Below are 15,823 nucleotides of genomic sequence, written 5' to 3'. Positions count from 1 at the left end.
GCAGTAGTTCCTCCGCTGTCACCACTGACGGTTCTCTTGCGTCGTGTGCCCGATTGTCCGCAGTGACCGCCGCCTATACCGTGATCCCCGTGTTCGGGGAGGCCGTACAGGAGCTTCGGCGTCACAGCGCGCTGACGCAGGAGGATCTGGCCGCGAAGACAGGGCTGTCGGTTCGGCATCTCCGGGATCTGGAGGCGGGGCGGATCGCGCGGCCGCGACCCGCGACGATGCTGTTGCTGGCCGACGCCTTCGGCCTGCAGGGGGCGAAGCGGGACCGGTTCCTCGCCGGGGCACCGACGCCCGTCGCCTCGAACGGTGTTCCGGCGCAGCTGCCCGCGGACGGCTTCGGCTTCGTCGGTCGCGCCGACGCGCTGGCCCGCCTCGACGGGATCCTGGTCCGAGCGGCGGATCAGCCGACCGCGATGGGTCTCGCGATCGTCTCCGGCACCGCCGGGGTGGGCAAGACCGCGCTCGCGGTGCACTGGGCTCATCGCGTCGCCGCGCACTTTCCCGACGGCCAGCTCTACGTCAACCTGCGCGGCTTCGACCCGGGCGGCGTCCCGGTCAGCCCGAGCACCGCGCTCGCCGGATTCGTCAACGCGCTCGCGGGACCGGGCGCCCGTCCGCCGACCGCACTGGATGAGCAGGTCGCTCGATATCGCAGTCTGCTGGGCGGCCGGCGGGTGCTTGTCGTCCTCGACAACGCCGGCGACGCCGACCAGGTACGCCCGCTGCTGCCGGGCGCGCCGGGCTGCTTCGTCCTCGTCACCAGTCGGGAACAGTTCCTGGGCCTGGTCAGCGTGAACGGCGCTGATCCGATCACCCTGGACGTCATGTCCGGGGCCGACTCCCGTGAACTGCTGACCCGACGCCTCGGCGCGGAACGCGTCACCGCCGAGCCCGAGGCCGTCGACGCCATCGTCAGCGCCTCCGCCGGGCTGCCCCTGGCGCTGTCCGTCGTCGCCGCCCGGGCGGCCATCCACAGTGGGTTCCGCCTGATGGACCTGGCGGCGAGTCTGCGCCCGGTGGCCGGGCGCCTGGATGCCTTCGACGGCGGCGAACCGGTCACCGACCTGCGGCTGGTCATGTCGTGGTCGTACCGGACCCTCGAGGGGCCCACCGCCCGGCTGTTCCGTCTGCTGAGCGTCCATCCGGGCCCGGACTTCGCCGTCGCGGCGGCGGCCAGCCTCGCGGGGATCACGCTCGCGCAGGCCCACCGCCACCTGGCCGAGCTGACTCGGGCACACCTGCTCACCGAACACCGTCCCGGGCGGTACACGTACCACGATCTGCTGCGCGCGTACGCCGCTGAGCTGACGGCGGCGGAGGACAGCGACGCGAGCCGTCACGCCGCCCGGTCCCGCCTGCTCGACCACTACCTCCTGGTCGCGTACGCCGCCGACGAGCTGGTCTATCCGCAGCGGGACCGGCTGCCGATCGACCCACCGGGGCCCGGGGTCGCGCCGGTGGCGCTGGCCGATCGCGACGCGGCCCTGTGGTGGTTCACCGACGAGCACCCGGTGCTGCTCTCGGCCCTGCGGCTGGCGGCCAGCCACGGGTTCGACCGCCACACGTGTCACCTCGCCTGGGCGATCACCACCTACCTCAACCAGCGCGGCTACTTCCAGGACTGGACCAGCAGCCTGCGGACGGCGCTGTCGGCGGCCGTCCGGCTGGCCGACGACCGGGCCGAGGCGTACGCCCACGGGGTGCTCGGCTTCGCCGACATCGCGCTTGCGCAGTACGCCGACGCGCAGCGCCACCTGGAGCTGGCGTACGACAGGTACCGGCGGCTGGGCGACCTTGCCGGGCAGGCCCGGGTCGAACTCAACCTCGGGTGGATCTGCGACCGGACCGGGCAGCCCGAGCAGGCCCTCGCCCACGCCCTGGAGGCGCTGCGCCTGCACCGGCAGGCCGGACACGTCACCGGCCAGGCCTTCGCGCTGAACGCGGTCGGCTGGTCCCACAGCCAGCTCGGTGACCACCACGCCGCGATCGAGAGCTGCGAGCAGGCACTGACCCTCTTCACGTCGGTCGACAACGTCCTCGGCCAGGCGATCACGTGGGCCAGTCTCGGGCACGCCCACCTGCAGCTCGACGCCTTCACGGAGGCGGTCACCTGCCACCAGCACGCCGTCCGTCTGCGTCGCGAGATCGGTCATCGACGGTTGGAGGCGGACGCGTTGGTGAGCCTCGGCGACGCTCACCTGGCCGCAGGCGACGCCGGTTCGGCCCGCGTGGCCTGGCAGCAGGCGCTGGACATCCTCGTGTCGCTGCGGGAGGCCGACACCGGCGCGATCGAGGCCAAGCTCGCCTCGCTGCGCTGAGGGGCCCGAAGTGCCGGTCAATCTCCGGTCCGGCTCCTGTCCGGGCACTGCCGCGGACGAAACGATGGTGAGGCAAGCCGCGCACCGCAGCGTTGCGCGTGCGACCCACACCTCGACCTGGGGGTTCCCATGCTCCGACGTCTTTCTCGCCTCGGCCTCGCCGCCATGCTCGCCGTCACCACCGTGGGCGGCGCGGTGGCGATCTCCTCGCCCGCCCAGGCCGCCCTGCCGCACTGCAACGGCGCGGGCGTCTACACCTCCACCTGGTCCGGCGCCCGCGGGGCGACGGCCTGGATCCCGGCGTACGTCAGCAGCACCATCAACTTCAACTGCCTGCTGATCCGCGGCGACCACAGCTCCGGCGTCGGTGAACTCCAGCGGACGTTGACGGGGATCTACGGGAGGTACCTCGGCCCCAACGGAGTCGACAACGACTTCGGCGGCTACACCCAGAGCGCGTTGCGCAGCGTCCAGGCCGACCTCAGAATCTCCGCCGACGGCGAGTACGGGCCACAGACCCGCGACCACCTCTGCTGGCGGTGGACGGGCAGCGACAACTCCTGCATCTGGCTCAACAACAACCACTGAGGACGCGCGGGGCGCGCCACGGGGGCGCACCGCGACCGACCGCCCCGGCTCGGAGCCGGGGCGGTCGCCGTGGCCGAGGTACGACGATCGGGATCGAAACCGCGAGCATTGACGATCAGCAATTGACTGAGAGTCCAGGGTGCCTCTATAACGTTGTACGGGTGGTGATGGATGTCGATCAGATCACCATCGCCTGTGGGTGGAAATCCCGCCGACATCCGCCGTCCGCGTTCGAGAAGCCACCCGATGCCCACCGCCCGCGCGCTGCGGGCTCAGCTGTACGGCCCGCGGCGACCCGCCCCTCGGAGACGGCATGACACGTCAGGTCCCCGCCCGCCCCGCCCTGCCCCTACTGCTCATCCTCGCCCTCGTCGTCGGCGTGTTCGCCGCACCGACCCGACCGGTGCGGGCCGCACCGGCCAAGACGCCGCCACTGACCACCCCGTGGACCAGCCAGGCGCTGGCCGGGACGCCCCTGCCGGAGTACCCGCGACCGCAGATGACCCGACCGGACTGGCTCAACCTCAACGGGGAGTGGCAGCTGCGCCAGTCCGGCACCGACGACGCCCCGCAGTTCAACACCGACCTGCCCGAGCGGGTCAACGTGCCGTTTCCCGTGGAGAGCGCCCTCTCCGGTGTCCAGCGGGCCGCCAACGACAACCGCAACTACCTGTTCTACCGACGCACCGTCACCGTCCCGCCGAACTGGTCCGGCCGGCGGACCCTGCTGCACTTCGGCGCCGTGGACTGGCAGAGCACGGTCTGGGTCAACGGCGTACGGGTCGGCGCGCACACCGGCGGCTACGACGCCTTCACCTTCGACGTGACCCCGCAGCTCAACGGCGGCGTGAACGAGATCGTGGTGAAGGTGTGGGACCCGACCGACACCCGGCAGAACGGCAGCCTGCCCCCGATCGGCAAGCAGACCAAGCAGCCCGGCGGGATCTTCTACACGCCCAGCTCCGGAATCTGGCAGACGGTGTGGATGGAGCCGGTGCCCGCGGCGTCGATCAGCAGCGTGGACGTCTACCCGAACCTGGGCACCAACACCCTGCGGATCCGGGTCTTCACCCGGGGCGACGTGAGCGGGCACAGCGTGCTCGCCGAGGCGCTCGACGGCGCTACGGTTGTCGGCTCCGCCACCGGCGGCTTCACCGACTTCAGCGTCCCGGTGCCGAACGCCCGCCGCTGGTCACCCGACGACCCGTTCCTCTACAACCTGCGGGTACGCCTACGCAACGCCGGCGGCGCGACGGTCGACCAGACCGTCCACTACTTCGGCATGCGGGAGATCACCACCGGCATGGTCAACGGGGTGCTGCGACCGAAGCTCAACGGCCAGTTCGTCTTCCAGGTCGGCACCCTCGACCAGGGCTTCTGGCCGGACGGCCTGTACACCGCGCCGACCGACGCCGCTCTCGCCTTCGACCTGCAGAAGCACAAGGACCTGGGCTTCAACATGGTGCGCAAGCACATCAAGGTCGAACCGCAGCGCTGGTTCTACCACGCCGACCGGCTCGGCCTGCTGGTCTGGCAGGACATCCCGTCGCTGACCGCGCAGAACATCGACCCCACCGATGCCCAGCAGGCGCAGTTCGAGAGCGAGGCACGCGAGATCGTCGACGAGCACCGCAGCTCCCCCGCGGTCGTCGCCTACACGCCCTACAACGAGGGCTGGGGCGAGCGCGCCCTGGCCGACACCCGCCGCGTGGCGCAGAACATCAAGAATCAGGACCCCACCCGGCTGGTCAACCCGCACAGCGGGCACAACTGCTGCCAGTCCCTCGGTGACCCCGGCAACGGCGACATCGACGACTGGCACGTCTACCTGGGTCCGGACTCACCCTCGCCATCGAGCGGCCGGATCGCGGTGCTCGGCGAGTTCGGCGGCCTGGGCCTGCGCACCCCGGGCCACGAGTACAGCCCGAACGGGCAGTTCTTCGCCTACGAGTGGCAACCCACCTCCGCTGCGCTCACCGACCGGTACGTGGGGCTGGTGGAGGGTGCGCAGAACCTGATGCTCGGCAAGGGACTCAGCGCCTCGATCTACACCGAGATCGCTGACCAGGAGGGGGAGTTGAACGGCTTCCTCACCTACGACCGGCAGGTGGTCAAGATGGACCAGGCCCGCGTCCGCGCGGCCAACACCGCCCTCGTCAACGCCTCCCGGACGATCGGCAGCTCCGCCCCCGTCGCCCTGCCGGTCAACACCCGGCGTTCACTGCAGGTGACCACCCCCGGCTACACCAACCGGTACCTGCGGCACCAGAACAGCCTGGCGTACACCGAGGTGGTCGACGCGGGCAGCTCGGCGCTGCTCAAGAACGACGCGACGTACACCATCCGGCCCGGCCTGGCCGACGGCGCCTGCTACTCCTTCGAGTCGGTCAACTATCCCGGTCAGTACCTGCGGCACCAGGACTCCCGGGTCCGCAACTCGCCGAACGACGGGTCAGCGCTCCTGCGGGCCGACGCCACCTGGTGCGCCCGGGTGGGGCTGACCGGAAGCGGCGTCTCGCTGGAGTCGTACAACTTCCGCGGGAAGTACCTCCGGCACTACAACTCGGAGGTCTGGCTCAGCAACGGCACGGGCGGTGACGCCTACAACCGGCCCACCCTCTGGGCCGCCGACAGCACCTGGAACATCGCCGCCCCCTGGGCCCCCTGACGGCGGCGGACCGTGCTCTGACCAACGGTGCGGGCCGGCGGAGAGCCGCCGGCCCGCACCGGGTCACTTCTTCCAGTCGTTGACCGGAGTGAGCGGAACCGGTGCCGGCCGCTGCGCCACAGTCGTCAGCTCGACCCGCCGGCCCTCGGCCGCCGAGGCGAGCAGCGAGGTCATCGTTTCGAGTACGTGCAGCGCGACGTCGCCGCCGGCGCGGGGCGGGCGCTGGCCGTCGGCGGTGACCAGGTCGATCAGCCCGATGCCGCGGGAGCCCTCGACGTAACCGGCCAGTGGTTCAAGAACGCGCCATTCGGTGCCGCCCAGCGGAAAGACGCGAACGTCCCCGTCGAACATGTTCGGATCGGGTACGGCGAGCGTGCCGGTCTCCCCGTGCACCTCGATCGGCGCGGCCGTCGTCGCGACGCCGTCGAAGCTCGTGGTGATGGTGGAGAGAGCACCGTTGGCATGCTCAAGCACACCGGTCACGTGGGTGTCCACCTCCGCCGGGACGCGCTGGCCGTTTCGCGGGCCCGAGCCGATGACACGCTCGGCGCGCAGGCGGCTGGCGGCTCCGACGACCGCGCGAACCGGCCCCAGCAGGTGGACGAGCGCTGAGATGTAGTACGGCCCCATGTCCAGCAACGGGCCGCCGCCCGGGGCGTAGTAGAAGTCGGGGTGGGGATGCCAGCGCTCGTGTCCCGGTGTGACCATGACGGCCGTCGCCGACAGCGGGCGTCCGATGAGCCCGCCGTCGATCGCCGCCCGTGCCGTCTGCGTACCTGTGCCGAGGACGGTGTCCGGCGCGCACCCGACGTGGACGCCAGCCGAGGAGGCCCGTTCGATGATCGAGCGGCCGTCCGGAAACGTCACGGCCAGCGGCTTCTCGACGTACACGTTCCTGCCCGCCTCGATCGCGCCGAGTGAGATCTCGGCGTGCGCCGCGGGGATCGTGAGATTGAGAACCGTCTGCACCTCCGGACGGGCGAGCAGACCCTCGACGCTCAACGCCTCGCTGCCGGGGATCGTGGCCGCGACCGCGGCCGACCGGGAGGCGTCGAGGTCGGCCAGCGCGACGATGCTCACCGCGGGGTGGTTCGCGAGGGTGTCGAGGTACGCACGGGAGATGACCCCGAGACCTACGATGCCGACGCGGTGCGGGTCGCCCACACCATCCCCCTCTCGATGACGGTACGGACGTTCGCGTCCTCCAGCACGTCGAGGCTGTGCCCCGGTGTCGTCACGACGATGCGCCCGGCACCCCAGCGTCGCGTCCAGATCGCCGGCGAGGTGACCGGCCGGTGCCATGGATGCCACGCCTGCGTGGGATGGGTGGTGACGGCCAGGATGTCGATCAGGTCGTCGTGCAGCACCCAGTACTGCTCGGTGACCAGGTCGAAGTCCTCGATCCCCGCGGTGATCGGGTGCTCCCGGCCGAGGTCGGTGATGCGCACCGTGTGCGGCAGGAAGTTGTCCTCCGGGCCGCCGTGGCGCTCGCACGGCTCCTTACCCGGGTGGGTCGCGAACTGGCCGCCCACCAGATGCAGGTACTCCGACGACGCGCGGAACGCGTCCACGATCCCGCCGTGCCAGCCGGTGAAACCCGTACCGGCGATGACCGCGGCGCTCAGGCCCGCCACCTGGTCAGCGGTGATCTCCGACATCGTCATGCACTGCACGACCAGGTCGGTGTCGGCCATCTCGGCGGCATCGGCGTAGATCTGGGTCGACTCCTCGACCCGTACGGCATAGCCGCTGCGTTCGAGGAAGGGAATGAACAACTCCGTCGCCTTGACCGGCTGGTGCCCCTCCCAGCCGCCCCGAACCACGAGTGCTCTCGGCTGCGCCACCCTCGCTCCCCTCCACGCTCCGTCGCCACCGGGCCGGACGTTCCCGCCCCGGCGACATGCCGTCGGTGCCCGTACCTGTCGAGCACAGAAACCGTACCCGTGGTCGCGGGCCGGGGCCGGAGTAGCGGAGCAGTCGCGGGGGGCGGACGGGCGGACGCACCGTCATCGGGGTCGCGCCGGTTCGGCCGGGGCCCACGTCGGGCCCCGGCCGAACCTCAGATCACGGACGACACGACCACCACCATGGCCGGCAGCAACGCCGTGGCGACCGCCGCGGACTGCACCAGCCGCCGTGGCCCGGGACGCCCCAGGTCACTCACGCTTCCATGACCGGCGAGAATCGCCACGACCAGTGGACCGGTGAACGCGCCACCGAACACCAGACCACTCCACTGCGGAGCGACGTTGAGCAGCGCCGCCACCAGCAGCACCCAGGTCGTCGCCGACACCCGGAACGTGCTCCACATGAGCCCGGTGTCCAGACCCCAGATCATCGGCGGAACCCACCACGGGATGTTCTCCCGATGGCCCAGTTCCTTGGACGTCTGTCGGCGCAGCCCGGGGGCGTACGAATCCGTCCGGATCGCGTGTACGTCGAAGGCCGCCGCCACCAGTGCCGCCACGAGACACAGCCCCACGGTGAGCTGGGCATCGAGCCGCCCGGCGAACAGGGTGCCGACCTGGTACAGCGACGCGGTGACGAAGCCCGCCATGGCGATGTGCGCGACGGACAGTACGGCGACGAAGCGCAGACCGCTTCGGACGAGACGGGACGAGTCCCCTTGCACGAAGGGGCGGATGACTCCGATGAAGGATTGGCCTCAAGGGCTGAAGAGCTGGGCGAAGCCCGCCACCACGGCGAGCACGATCGTCCACAGAACTACCATACGTACCAGATCGAGCAGGCGAACGGACCGGACCAGCACGAGGTCTTGCTCTTGCTGCACTCACCGCAGCCGTACGTGCGGCTGCCGCTGGTGCAGGTCCAGAACGTGCGGTAATAGCCCGACGGGCAGGTGTAGCGATCGGGTTCGACCGCGTAGTGGCACCGGGTGCAGCTGGCCAGCGAGCAGCAGGGCGATCCCAGGCAGTCGGCCACCGCCGGGGATGCCTTCAGTACGGTGGCCAGGCCGGCGACGACCGCGGACGCCGCGCCCATGAGCGCGAATCGGCGGCTACGACGGCGGTCGGTGAGCACCGCCGTCTCGGTCGGTGTCACGCACTCCATCTGATTGGTCATAGCCGTACGGTTCCTTCCTTGGCGACGGGCAGGCGGGACGGGACGGTGCGGGCGTTCAACAGCGGTTGCAGTTGCCGGAATGACGGCAGTGTCTGGGCCAGGAAGGCCTCACCCGAGCGGTAGAGGACCACCGACGGGACGGTGTCGATGCCGATCGCCCGCGCGACGTTTTCCTCGACGTCGATGGTCGCCCGGTCGATTGGTATGTTCAGTCCTTCGAGCCAGGCGCGGCCCTCCTGCTCGGAATGCGCCTGCTGCAGGACGATCCACACCAGTTCCAGGTCCTTGCGGCGCAGGCCCTCCGCGATTGACCGGCAGGTCGTGCAGGACACGGACAGGAAGAGCAGCGCGAGATGCGGCTGCGCGTCGAGCCGTGCCGGGAGCCCGACCAGGGAGGGCCTGATCGAGTCGTCCATCGGGATCGGGATCGGCGACGGGTTGTCTTCGAGCTTGAGGGACGTACGGATCAGTTCGAGGGTTTGATATTGGTCGATCAGCGCCAACACGCAGATCCCCATCAGCACGCTCAATGCGGCGACGACGACCCAGAGGAAGCCCATTGACTCTCCAACACTTTGAGGTAGCTCCAGCTCCGCAGGGCCAGAGGCAACAGCTGACGGACGACGGTCGCCAGGCACAGCACCAGCGCCGTCACCGCGACGGCGTCCGGACCGACGAGCAGATCCGATGAGTCGCGGTGCGCCGTCCAGGCGACGGCGAGCCAGATCGGGAGCAGCGCGAGCTGCGTCCAACCCAGCTTCGCCTCGGACGTGCCGCCGAAGCAGGCACAGCGCACCGAGGCGCCCCGTGCCAGAGCGATCGACGCCGCACCTGCGAACGACGCGCCGAGCGCGATCACGAGGCCCGCTGTCACCCAGGCGCGCGGTGCGGTCAGCAGGAGGACCGCGGTGACCAGCTCCGCGCCGCTGACCAGCAGTGCCAGCACGCGCGGACGCGGCATCCTGAGCGCGACGAGCGTGCGACGGAAGGCGATGGGCGCGGCGAGCTTCTGACCCGCGGTGTAGAGCAGGACAGCTGCCGCGACGATCCGCACCGTTGCGTCGATCATCGGCACCAGCTCAGGCCGGGACGACCGCGAGGACCTGGGCGTCGGCCAGTTCCGTGTCCAGGACGCAGACCCGCACCCGCCGTGCGGTCCGCTTGTCGAGCAACGGCGAGGCGGCCAGCCGCTGGCCCGCGACCGCATAGCCGCTGCCGTCGCGCTTCGGCACTCCGGTCACCCAGTGCACCACCGGCACGGCGGCCACGGCGAGGCCGGGCCACAGGTCGGTCACGGTGACCAGGTCACCCGGTCGTGGGGCGATCCCGTCCGGGAAGCCGGCGAACGGAACACGCTCCGCCGCCCGGATCGCGGTGCGGTTCGCCACCTTCGGCGTACCCACCACGGCGCCGCCGGCCGCCACCGCTGACACGCGGGCCAGCTCACCGCGCGAGCCGGCCTGTGCCGCATCCGTCCCCGGGTCGGCCGATGCCGACTCGCCCGAGACGGCCACCACGGCGACGGTCGATCCCACCACGGCACCAACGCGGAGGATCTGCCGCCGCGATAGTCCCTTTTCCTGATTCATGCGTACTCCTCGGATCTGGTCCCTGAGGACGATCTACCGGTATCGGCGCCCGAATCGAGCGAGAACCCGCGGGTCCGGAGCGACGCCGCGGCGGACTGGGGCTGCTCGGTCGACCACCCCGCGGGGGTCGCCTCGACCGTGCTGCTGATCGACCCCCGGCGCGCCCCCAGTGCGCTCCGAATGGTCCTGACACGACGGTGCCTCCCGAGGTGGTGACGATGGCGTCCGGACGATGGGGAGCATCGATGTGTCTCCGGACATCGACGCTGCTCTGGATCACTCCCATCACCGTTTCAAGAGAACAATTCAGGGGTCCAGGTCCCAGCGATGTTCTTGAACAGATCTTGACCGAAGCAGCCACGACAAGTGGCGGCCGCACCGCGCCGGGCTTGTCCGTTGTGGACTCCAGGTCCCGAAGGGCGTTGAGACGCCTCGGCAGGAGCGTGACCGACGACACGGACGGCTGATTCAGGGGTGGGCGTCGATGGGCCGTCGGCTGCGTGTCGATGGTGAGATCATTTCCAGCGTCGTGGATTCCTACGGATCGGACCGGGCGTGGACCAAGCGGAGGACGGCCTGCAGATCCGGCTGCTGGGTCCGGTCGGCGTGTGGCACGGCACCCGTTGGCTGGGCCCGTCGGCCGCGCAGCAACGCACCGTGCTGGCCATGCTGGCGTTGGAGTGCGGAAACATCGTTCCCATCGACCGCCTGGTGACGGCACTGTGGGGCACGGCACCGCCCGCATCGGCTCGTAACGCGGTACAGGGCTGCGTCTCCCGACTACGGGCCCTGCTCAACTCGGTTGACCCGCCGCCACGCACAGCCGAGCTGGTGGGGGTGGGGACCGGCTATCGGCTCGCCGTCGACCGGTCCGCGGTGGATCTGCACGACTTTCGGGATCTACTGCGGTCCGCGCGCACGTGCGAGCCGCAGCAGGCTCGTGAGCTGGTCGACCGCGCTCTGCGTCGATGGCGGGGGCCGGCGTTGGCGGACGTCGCCGGCCCGTGGCTGGACGAACTCGTCGCCCCGCAGCTGAACGAGGAGCGGTTCGCGGCGGTTGAGCTGCGAGCCGACCTCGATCTCCGGCTGGGCCGGTACGGTGACATCGTCGACGATCTGTCCGACCTCATAGCCGACAACCCGGCCCGGGAGCGTCTGGCGCTGGCTGTGCTCATCGCGCTGCACCGGTGCGGCCGTCGGGTCGACGCGCTGACCCTGTTCCGTCGGGTCCGCGAGAACCTGGTCGAGAGGCTCGGCATCGAGCCGGGCGAGGAGCTCCAGCGGGCCTATCGCGCAATGCTCGTCGGCGCCGAGCCCGCCGCGGAACCCGCGGGGCAGCGGGTGCGGGAACCGACGGGCGTGGTGCCGCGGCAACTGCCGGCGGCCACACCCGGCTTCGTCGGCCGCCGACGCGAACTGGCCCTCCTCGACGAGGTGCTGAAGGAGCGGGCGGCACCGGTCGCCGTCGTCTGCGGCCCAGCGGGGGCAGGGAAGACCAGCCTGGCGGTGCGGTGGGCGCACGACGTCCACCACCATTTCCCCGACGGACATCTGTTCGTGGACATGCGCGGGTTCCACAGTCGTCCACGCCGGACCCCCGGTGAGGCGCTGCCGCTGCTGCTGGACGCGCTGGGCGTCACCGCCGACCGGATACCGGCCGAGCCGGACGCGCAGGTCGCGCTGTACCGTTCGACGCTCGCCGGTCGGCGCGTTCTGCTCGTACTGGACAACGTCGCCGACGCCGACCAGGTGCGGCCACTCATTCCGGGCGGCCCGGACTGCCTGGTGGTGGTGACCAGCCGGGACCGGCTCAGCGGCCTGGTCGCCCGGGACGGTGCCGCTCGGCTCACTCTCGACGTCCTACCTGCCGCCGACGCGGTGGAACTGCTCGTCGGCACCGCGGGGGCCGAGCGGATCAACGCCGACCCGGCCGCTGCTCGGGAGTTGGCCGAAATCTGCGGGCACCTGCCGCTGGCCCTGCGCATCGCCGGCGCCCGCCTGGCCGACCGGGCGCACGTGAGCGTGCGCAGGCACCTCGACGAGCTGATCGCGCGGGGCCGGGTCGCGCAGCTGCGGGTCGAGGGTGACGACAGCACCGCCGTCCGGGCCGCGTTCGAGCTGTCGTACCAGGCGCTCCCGGCCCCAGCGGGTCGGGTGTTCCGGCTGCTCGGACTGGTGCCGGCACCGTCCGGCCTCGCCGTACCCGCGGCCGCGGCGTTGACCGGCCTGCCCTGCGACGATCTCGAACCGCTCATCGACACCCTCGCCCGATTGCACCTGATCCGAATCACCCGGGCAGCCCGGATCGTCAGCCACGACCTGCTGCTCGAGTACGGAGCGCAGCTCGCCGCCGAACATGGCGACGCGGCCGACAATGCCGCCGCCGTGCACCGGCTGCTGCACTTCTACCTGCATGCTGTCGCCCGGGCCAGCGCCGCGCTGAACGGCCCGTCGCGGCTACGGCTGCCGCCGGATCCACCGCCAACCGGCGTACGGATCCCTGAGCTCGACGATCAGGCACCCGCCCGCGAATGGCTCGGTGCGGAAACGGCGAACCTGGTGGCGGCGCTGGAACACGCGGCTGCCGACGGCCGAGACCGGATGGCGTGGCAACTCGCCCACGCCCTGTACGACTTCCTCCGCATGCGGACGCCGCTGAGCCAGTGGCGGTCGATCGCCCGGACCGGGCTCAAGGCGGCCCGCCGCGACGGCGACCTGCGCGGCGAGGCCGTGATGCGACAAAGCCTGGGACTGCTGAACTGGCGTACCGGCGATCTGCGCGCCGCCCGCGCCGAGTACGAGGCGGTCGCGGCGCTCGCCGCCCGAGCCGATTGGCAGGTCGGCGCCTCGGCGGCACACTGCAGCATCGGTATCGCACTGGCTCAGCTGGGCCGGCCCCGGGCCGCGATCAGCCGGTTCGAGCAGGCTCTCGTCATCGATCGGGAGATCGGCGACCGCCGAGCCGAGGCCGGCACCCTGGCAAACCTGGCGGCCGCCTGCGAGGAGGTGGGCGAGCTGGCCGCGGCCGCACGGCACGGCGAACTGGCGATGGGGTTGCTGCGGGCGACCGGCCAACATCTGGGCGCCGCCGTGGCCAGCGAGAACCTCGCGCTGGTGGCCCGGGAGCTCGGCCGGCTCGACGAGGCGCGGACGGCAGCGGAGGAGGCGGTGCGCGTCGGCCGGACGATCGGCGCCCGGCACGAGGAGGCCGCTTCGCTCACCACGCTCGGCCGCGTGCACGGTGACGCGGGACGCTACGCGGAGGCCGAGGAGGTGCTCCACCTCGGCCTCGACATCGTCCAGGGACTGGCGGACGGCCGACTGGAGGTGGTCACCCAGACCGCGCTCGCCGAGGTACTGCTGCGGCAGAGCCGACTGGCAGAGGCGGGCCGCCGGCTCGATCTGGTGCTTGACCTGGCGGATCGGACCGGCAACGAGCGCGCCCGGGTCGAGGCGCTGATGCTGCTCTCCGATCTCAGCGCGGCCCGCAAGGAGTTCGACAGCGCCCACGAGCACGCCACCGGTGCGATGGCGGCGGCCCGCGCCGGTGGGTACCGGCTGGTGGCCGGTCAGGCGCGCAGCCGCCTCGCCGCCGCGAGACTGGGCCTCGGCGATCCCGCGGGGTGCCTCGTCGAGGGCCGTCCGGCGCTGCGCGTCCAACGCCGGGCAGGGCAACGTCTCGCGTACGCCCGCACGTTGATGACCGTCGGCGGCGCGTACGCGGCGCTGGGCCGTCCGTCGGCGGCTCAGACCCGATGGCGGGCGGCACACGAGCTGTTCCGGGAGATCGGCGCCGCCGAGGCGGCACCGCTCGGCTAGCCGGGACGCCGGTCAAGACTCTCTCAAGTTCGATCGCGACGCCTCGACTGCGAGTCCCTCAAGGACCAGTATTCCGGGCGGAGCAACCATGCCTCGCGCGCTCGACGTCCGCCCGTCCGATCACCGCCTCAGCCAGAAATCAGCGCCGGCTCAGCGCTGTCGGCTGTTATTCGCGGCGGAACGTCCCCCCGTCGTTCGGGACTGACGAGGTGCGTCGACGACGTCGCCGGCCGCCCTGGCCGCCGGCGATCCCGCTCTCGCCCCGCGCCGGGTGGGCGCCGTGACGACGACAGGCGGGGCGATGCGGATCTTGCTCGTGGAGGACGACCGGCGGATCTCTGCGGTCCTGGGTTCGACGCTGCGCCGGTGCGGTTATCAGGTGGAACACGCGTCGACCGGTGCCGCGGCGCTCGTGGCGGCCCCCTGCGACCTGGTCCTGCTGGATCTCTGTCTGCCGGACGGCGACGGATTCGCCGTGTGCCGGGCGCTGCGGGAACGCAGCGCCGAACTGGGCATCATCGCGGTCACCGAACGGGGCGAGGAGCGCGGCGGCATCGTCGGCCTGCGGATGGGCGCCGACGACTACGTCGTCAGGCCGTTCGCGATGGACGAGCTTCAGGCGCGCATCGAGGCGTTGCTGCGGCGAACAGCACGGCAGGGTCCGCGACCGTCCGACGTCATCGACGTCGGAGGGTTGCGGATCGACCTCTCGGCCCGCACGGTCCACGTGGACGCCCAGCCGGTGTCGTTGACCCGCAAGGAATTCGACATCCTGGCCTCGCTCGCCCGTCGACCCGGCCTCGCGCTCACGCGCGAGCGCATCATGCTGGACGTGTGGCAGACCACCTGGTCGGGCCGGCACACCCTGGCGGTCCACGTGGCGGCGCTGCGCGCCAAACTGGGTCGGCCCGAGTTGATTCAGACGGTACGGGGACTCGGCTACCGCCTCCCCGCCGAGTGAGGCCGCCCGGTCACCGAGGATCGGGAGTTACCCGATCGTCGGGTGAGCTGGGCACCGGCGACCATCAGTTTGCGTGGCACGCATATTTGCGGGGCGCGCAATTAGTGCTAGGGTGGTGGCATGACGGGGTTGCGGGAGCGCAAGAAGGCCGAGACGCGGGCGGCGCTCGGCTGGGCCGCGATCCACCTCACCGCGGAGCGCGGCTACGACAACGTCCGCGTCGAGGACATCGCCGAGGCTGCCGGCGTCTCCCCGCGCACCTTCAACAACTACTTCTCCAGCAAGGCCGAGGCGATCGCCTCCCGCCACCTCGACCGCAGCCTGCGCACCGCCGCCGCGCTGCGGGAACGCCCCGCCGACGAGCCGCTCTGGGCGGCACTCACCCAGGCCTCGCTGGAGCAGTTCACCCGCGGCCCCGAGGTCGACGCCATGCCGTCCCCCGCGCACGCCCAGTGGGTGGCCGGCGTACGCACCATGCTCGCCGAGCCTGCCCTGCAGGGCGAACGGCTGCGCGCCGTCGCGATCGCCGAGGCCGAGTTGGCCGCCGCGGTCGCCGAGCGCACGGGCACCGACCTCGCCACCGACATGTATCCGAGGCTCGTCGCGGCCGCCGCCAGCGCCGCGGTCGCCGTCGCCATGCAGCACTATCTCGACAGCCCCGACCCGCCCACCCCGATCGAGCGCCTCATCACCGACGCGTTCACCCAGGTCGCCGCCGGCCTCCCCGCGCCGCCCCGCTGAGGCCCGCCCCTCGCTCACGGCACCACCCCAGCCACTTCTTGTCCGC

At 71.3% G+C, this 15,823-nt stretch carries 13 protein-coding genes; 6 read left to right on the top strand and 7 right to left on the bottom strand.

Annotation, left to right across the window (positions count from 1 at the left end):
• Positions 1-89: 89 nt before the first annotated feature.
• The 3 genes from ACFYPR_RS19850 (at position 90) to ACFYPR_RS19840 (ending at position 5,583) form a co-directional block, all read left to right on the top strand.
• A complete protein-coding gene (locus ACFYPR_RS19850) occupies positions 90-2,327 on the top strand; it encodes an ATP-binding protein (protein ID WP_387261427.1) in 2,238 nt (745 codons plus the stop codon).
• Positions 2,328-2,456: 129 nt separating this feature from the next.
• On the top strand, positions 2,457-2,915 hold the full coding sequence (locus tag ACFYPR_RS19845) for a peptidoglycan-binding domain-containing protein (RefSeq protein WP_354855518.1): 459 nt from the start codon (positions 2,457-2,459) through the stop codon (positions 2,913-2,915).
• 313 nt (positions 2,916-3,228) lie between these two features.
• Positions 3,229-5,583 (top strand): AbfB domain-containing protein, encoded by a 2,355-nt coding sequence (locus ACFYPR_RS19840; RefSeq protein ID WP_355066553.1) that lies wholly within the window; start codon positions 3,229-3,231, stop codon positions 5,581-5,583.
• A gap of 63 nt (positions 5,584-5,646) precedes the next feature.
• Here ACFYPR_RS19840 and ACFYPR_RS19835 read toward each other — a convergent pair whose 3' ends face one another.
• From ACFYPR_RS19835 to ACFYPR_RS19805, 7 genes are all read right to left on the bottom strand, one after another.
• Positions 5,647-6,747, bottom strand: a complete 1,101-nt coding sequence (locus ACFYPR_RS19835; protein WP_387261423.1) for a Gfo/Idh/MocA family protein — start codon at positions 6,745-6,747, stop codon at positions 5,647-5,649.
• Positions 6,717-7,427, bottom strand: coding sequence for a ThuA domain-containing protein (locus ACFYPR_RS19830; RefSeq protein ID WP_354855521.1), 711 nt, complete (start codon positions 7,425-7,427; stop codon positions 6,717-6,719). Before ACFYPR_RS19830 ends, ACFYPR_RS19835 begins: the two co-directional genes overlap by 31 nt.
• A 215-nt stretch (positions 7,428-7,642) precedes the next feature.
• Positions 7,643-8,215 carry a hypothetical protein gene (locus tag ACFYPR_RS19825; protein ID WP_354855522.1) on the bottom strand — a complete coding sequence of 191 codons (573 nt, stop codon included), beginning with the start codon at positions 8,213-8,215 and terminating at the stop codon, positions 7,643-7,645.
• A 92-nt stretch (positions 8,216-8,307) separates the two neighbouring features.
• Positions 8,308-8,667: a hypothetical protein gene (locus ACFYPR_RS19820; protein ID WP_354855523.1), complete on the bottom strand. Its 360-nt coding sequence runs from the start codon at positions 8,665-8,667 to the stop codon at positions 8,308-8,310.
• The gene (locus ACFYPR_RS19815) at positions 8,664-9,227 is read right to left on the bottom strand and encodes a hypothetical protein (RefSeq protein ID WP_354855524.1); all 564 of its coding nucleotides are present in this window, start codon (positions 9,225-9,227) and stop codon (positions 8,664-8,666) included. The genes ACFYPR_RS19820 and ACFYPR_RS19815 overlap by 4 nt, the downstream gene beginning before the upstream one ends.
• Entirely contained in the window at positions 9,194-9,736 is a 543-nt protein-coding gene (locus ACFYPR_RS19810) for a MauE/DoxX family redox-associated membrane protein (protein ID WP_363939740.1), read from the bottom strand. The genes ACFYPR_RS19815 and ACFYPR_RS19810 overlap by 34 nt, the downstream gene beginning before the upstream one ends.
• Positions 9,737-9,746: 10 nt before the next feature.
• On the bottom strand, positions 9,747-10,256 hold the full coding sequence (locus ACFYPR_RS19805) for a hypothetical protein (RefSeq protein ID WP_387261418.1): 510 nt from the start codon (positions 10,254-10,256) through the stop codon (positions 9,747-9,749).
• Between the two features lie 555 nt (positions 10,257-10,811).
• Here ACFYPR_RS19805 and ACFYPR_RS19800 point away from each other — a divergent pair.
• From ACFYPR_RS19800 to ACFYPR_RS19790, 3 genes are all read left to right on the top strand, one after another.
• A complete protein-coding gene (locus ACFYPR_RS19800) occupies positions 10,812-14,075 on the top strand; it encodes a BTAD domain-containing putative transcriptional regulator (protein WP_387261415.1) in 3,264 nt (1,087 codons plus the stop codon).
• A 301-nt stretch (positions 14,076-14,376) separates the two neighbouring features.
• Complete coding sequence (locus tag ACFYPR_RS19795; RefSeq protein WP_387261413.1) at positions 14,377-15,036, top strand: response regulator transcription factor; 660 nt, start codon at positions 14,377-14,379, stop codon at positions 15,034-15,036.
• A 120-nt stretch (positions 15,037-15,156) separates the two neighbouring features.
• The gene (locus ACFYPR_RS19790; RefSeq protein WP_354855527.1) at positions 15,157-15,777 is read left to right on the top strand and encodes a TetR family transcriptional regulator; all 621 of its coding nucleotides are present in this window, start codon (positions 15,157-15,159) and stop codon (positions 15,775-15,777) included.
• Positions 15,778-15,823: the final 46 nt, after the last annotated feature.

This window comes from Micromonospora sp. NPDC005254 (assembly GCF_042872525.1).
Classification (GTDB): Bacteria; Actinomycetota; Actinomycetes; order Mycobacteriales; family Micromonosporaceae; genus Micromonospora.
The sequence above is the reverse complement of the archived record's forward strand: the minus strand, read 5'-3'. Positions and strand labels throughout refer to the sequence as shown.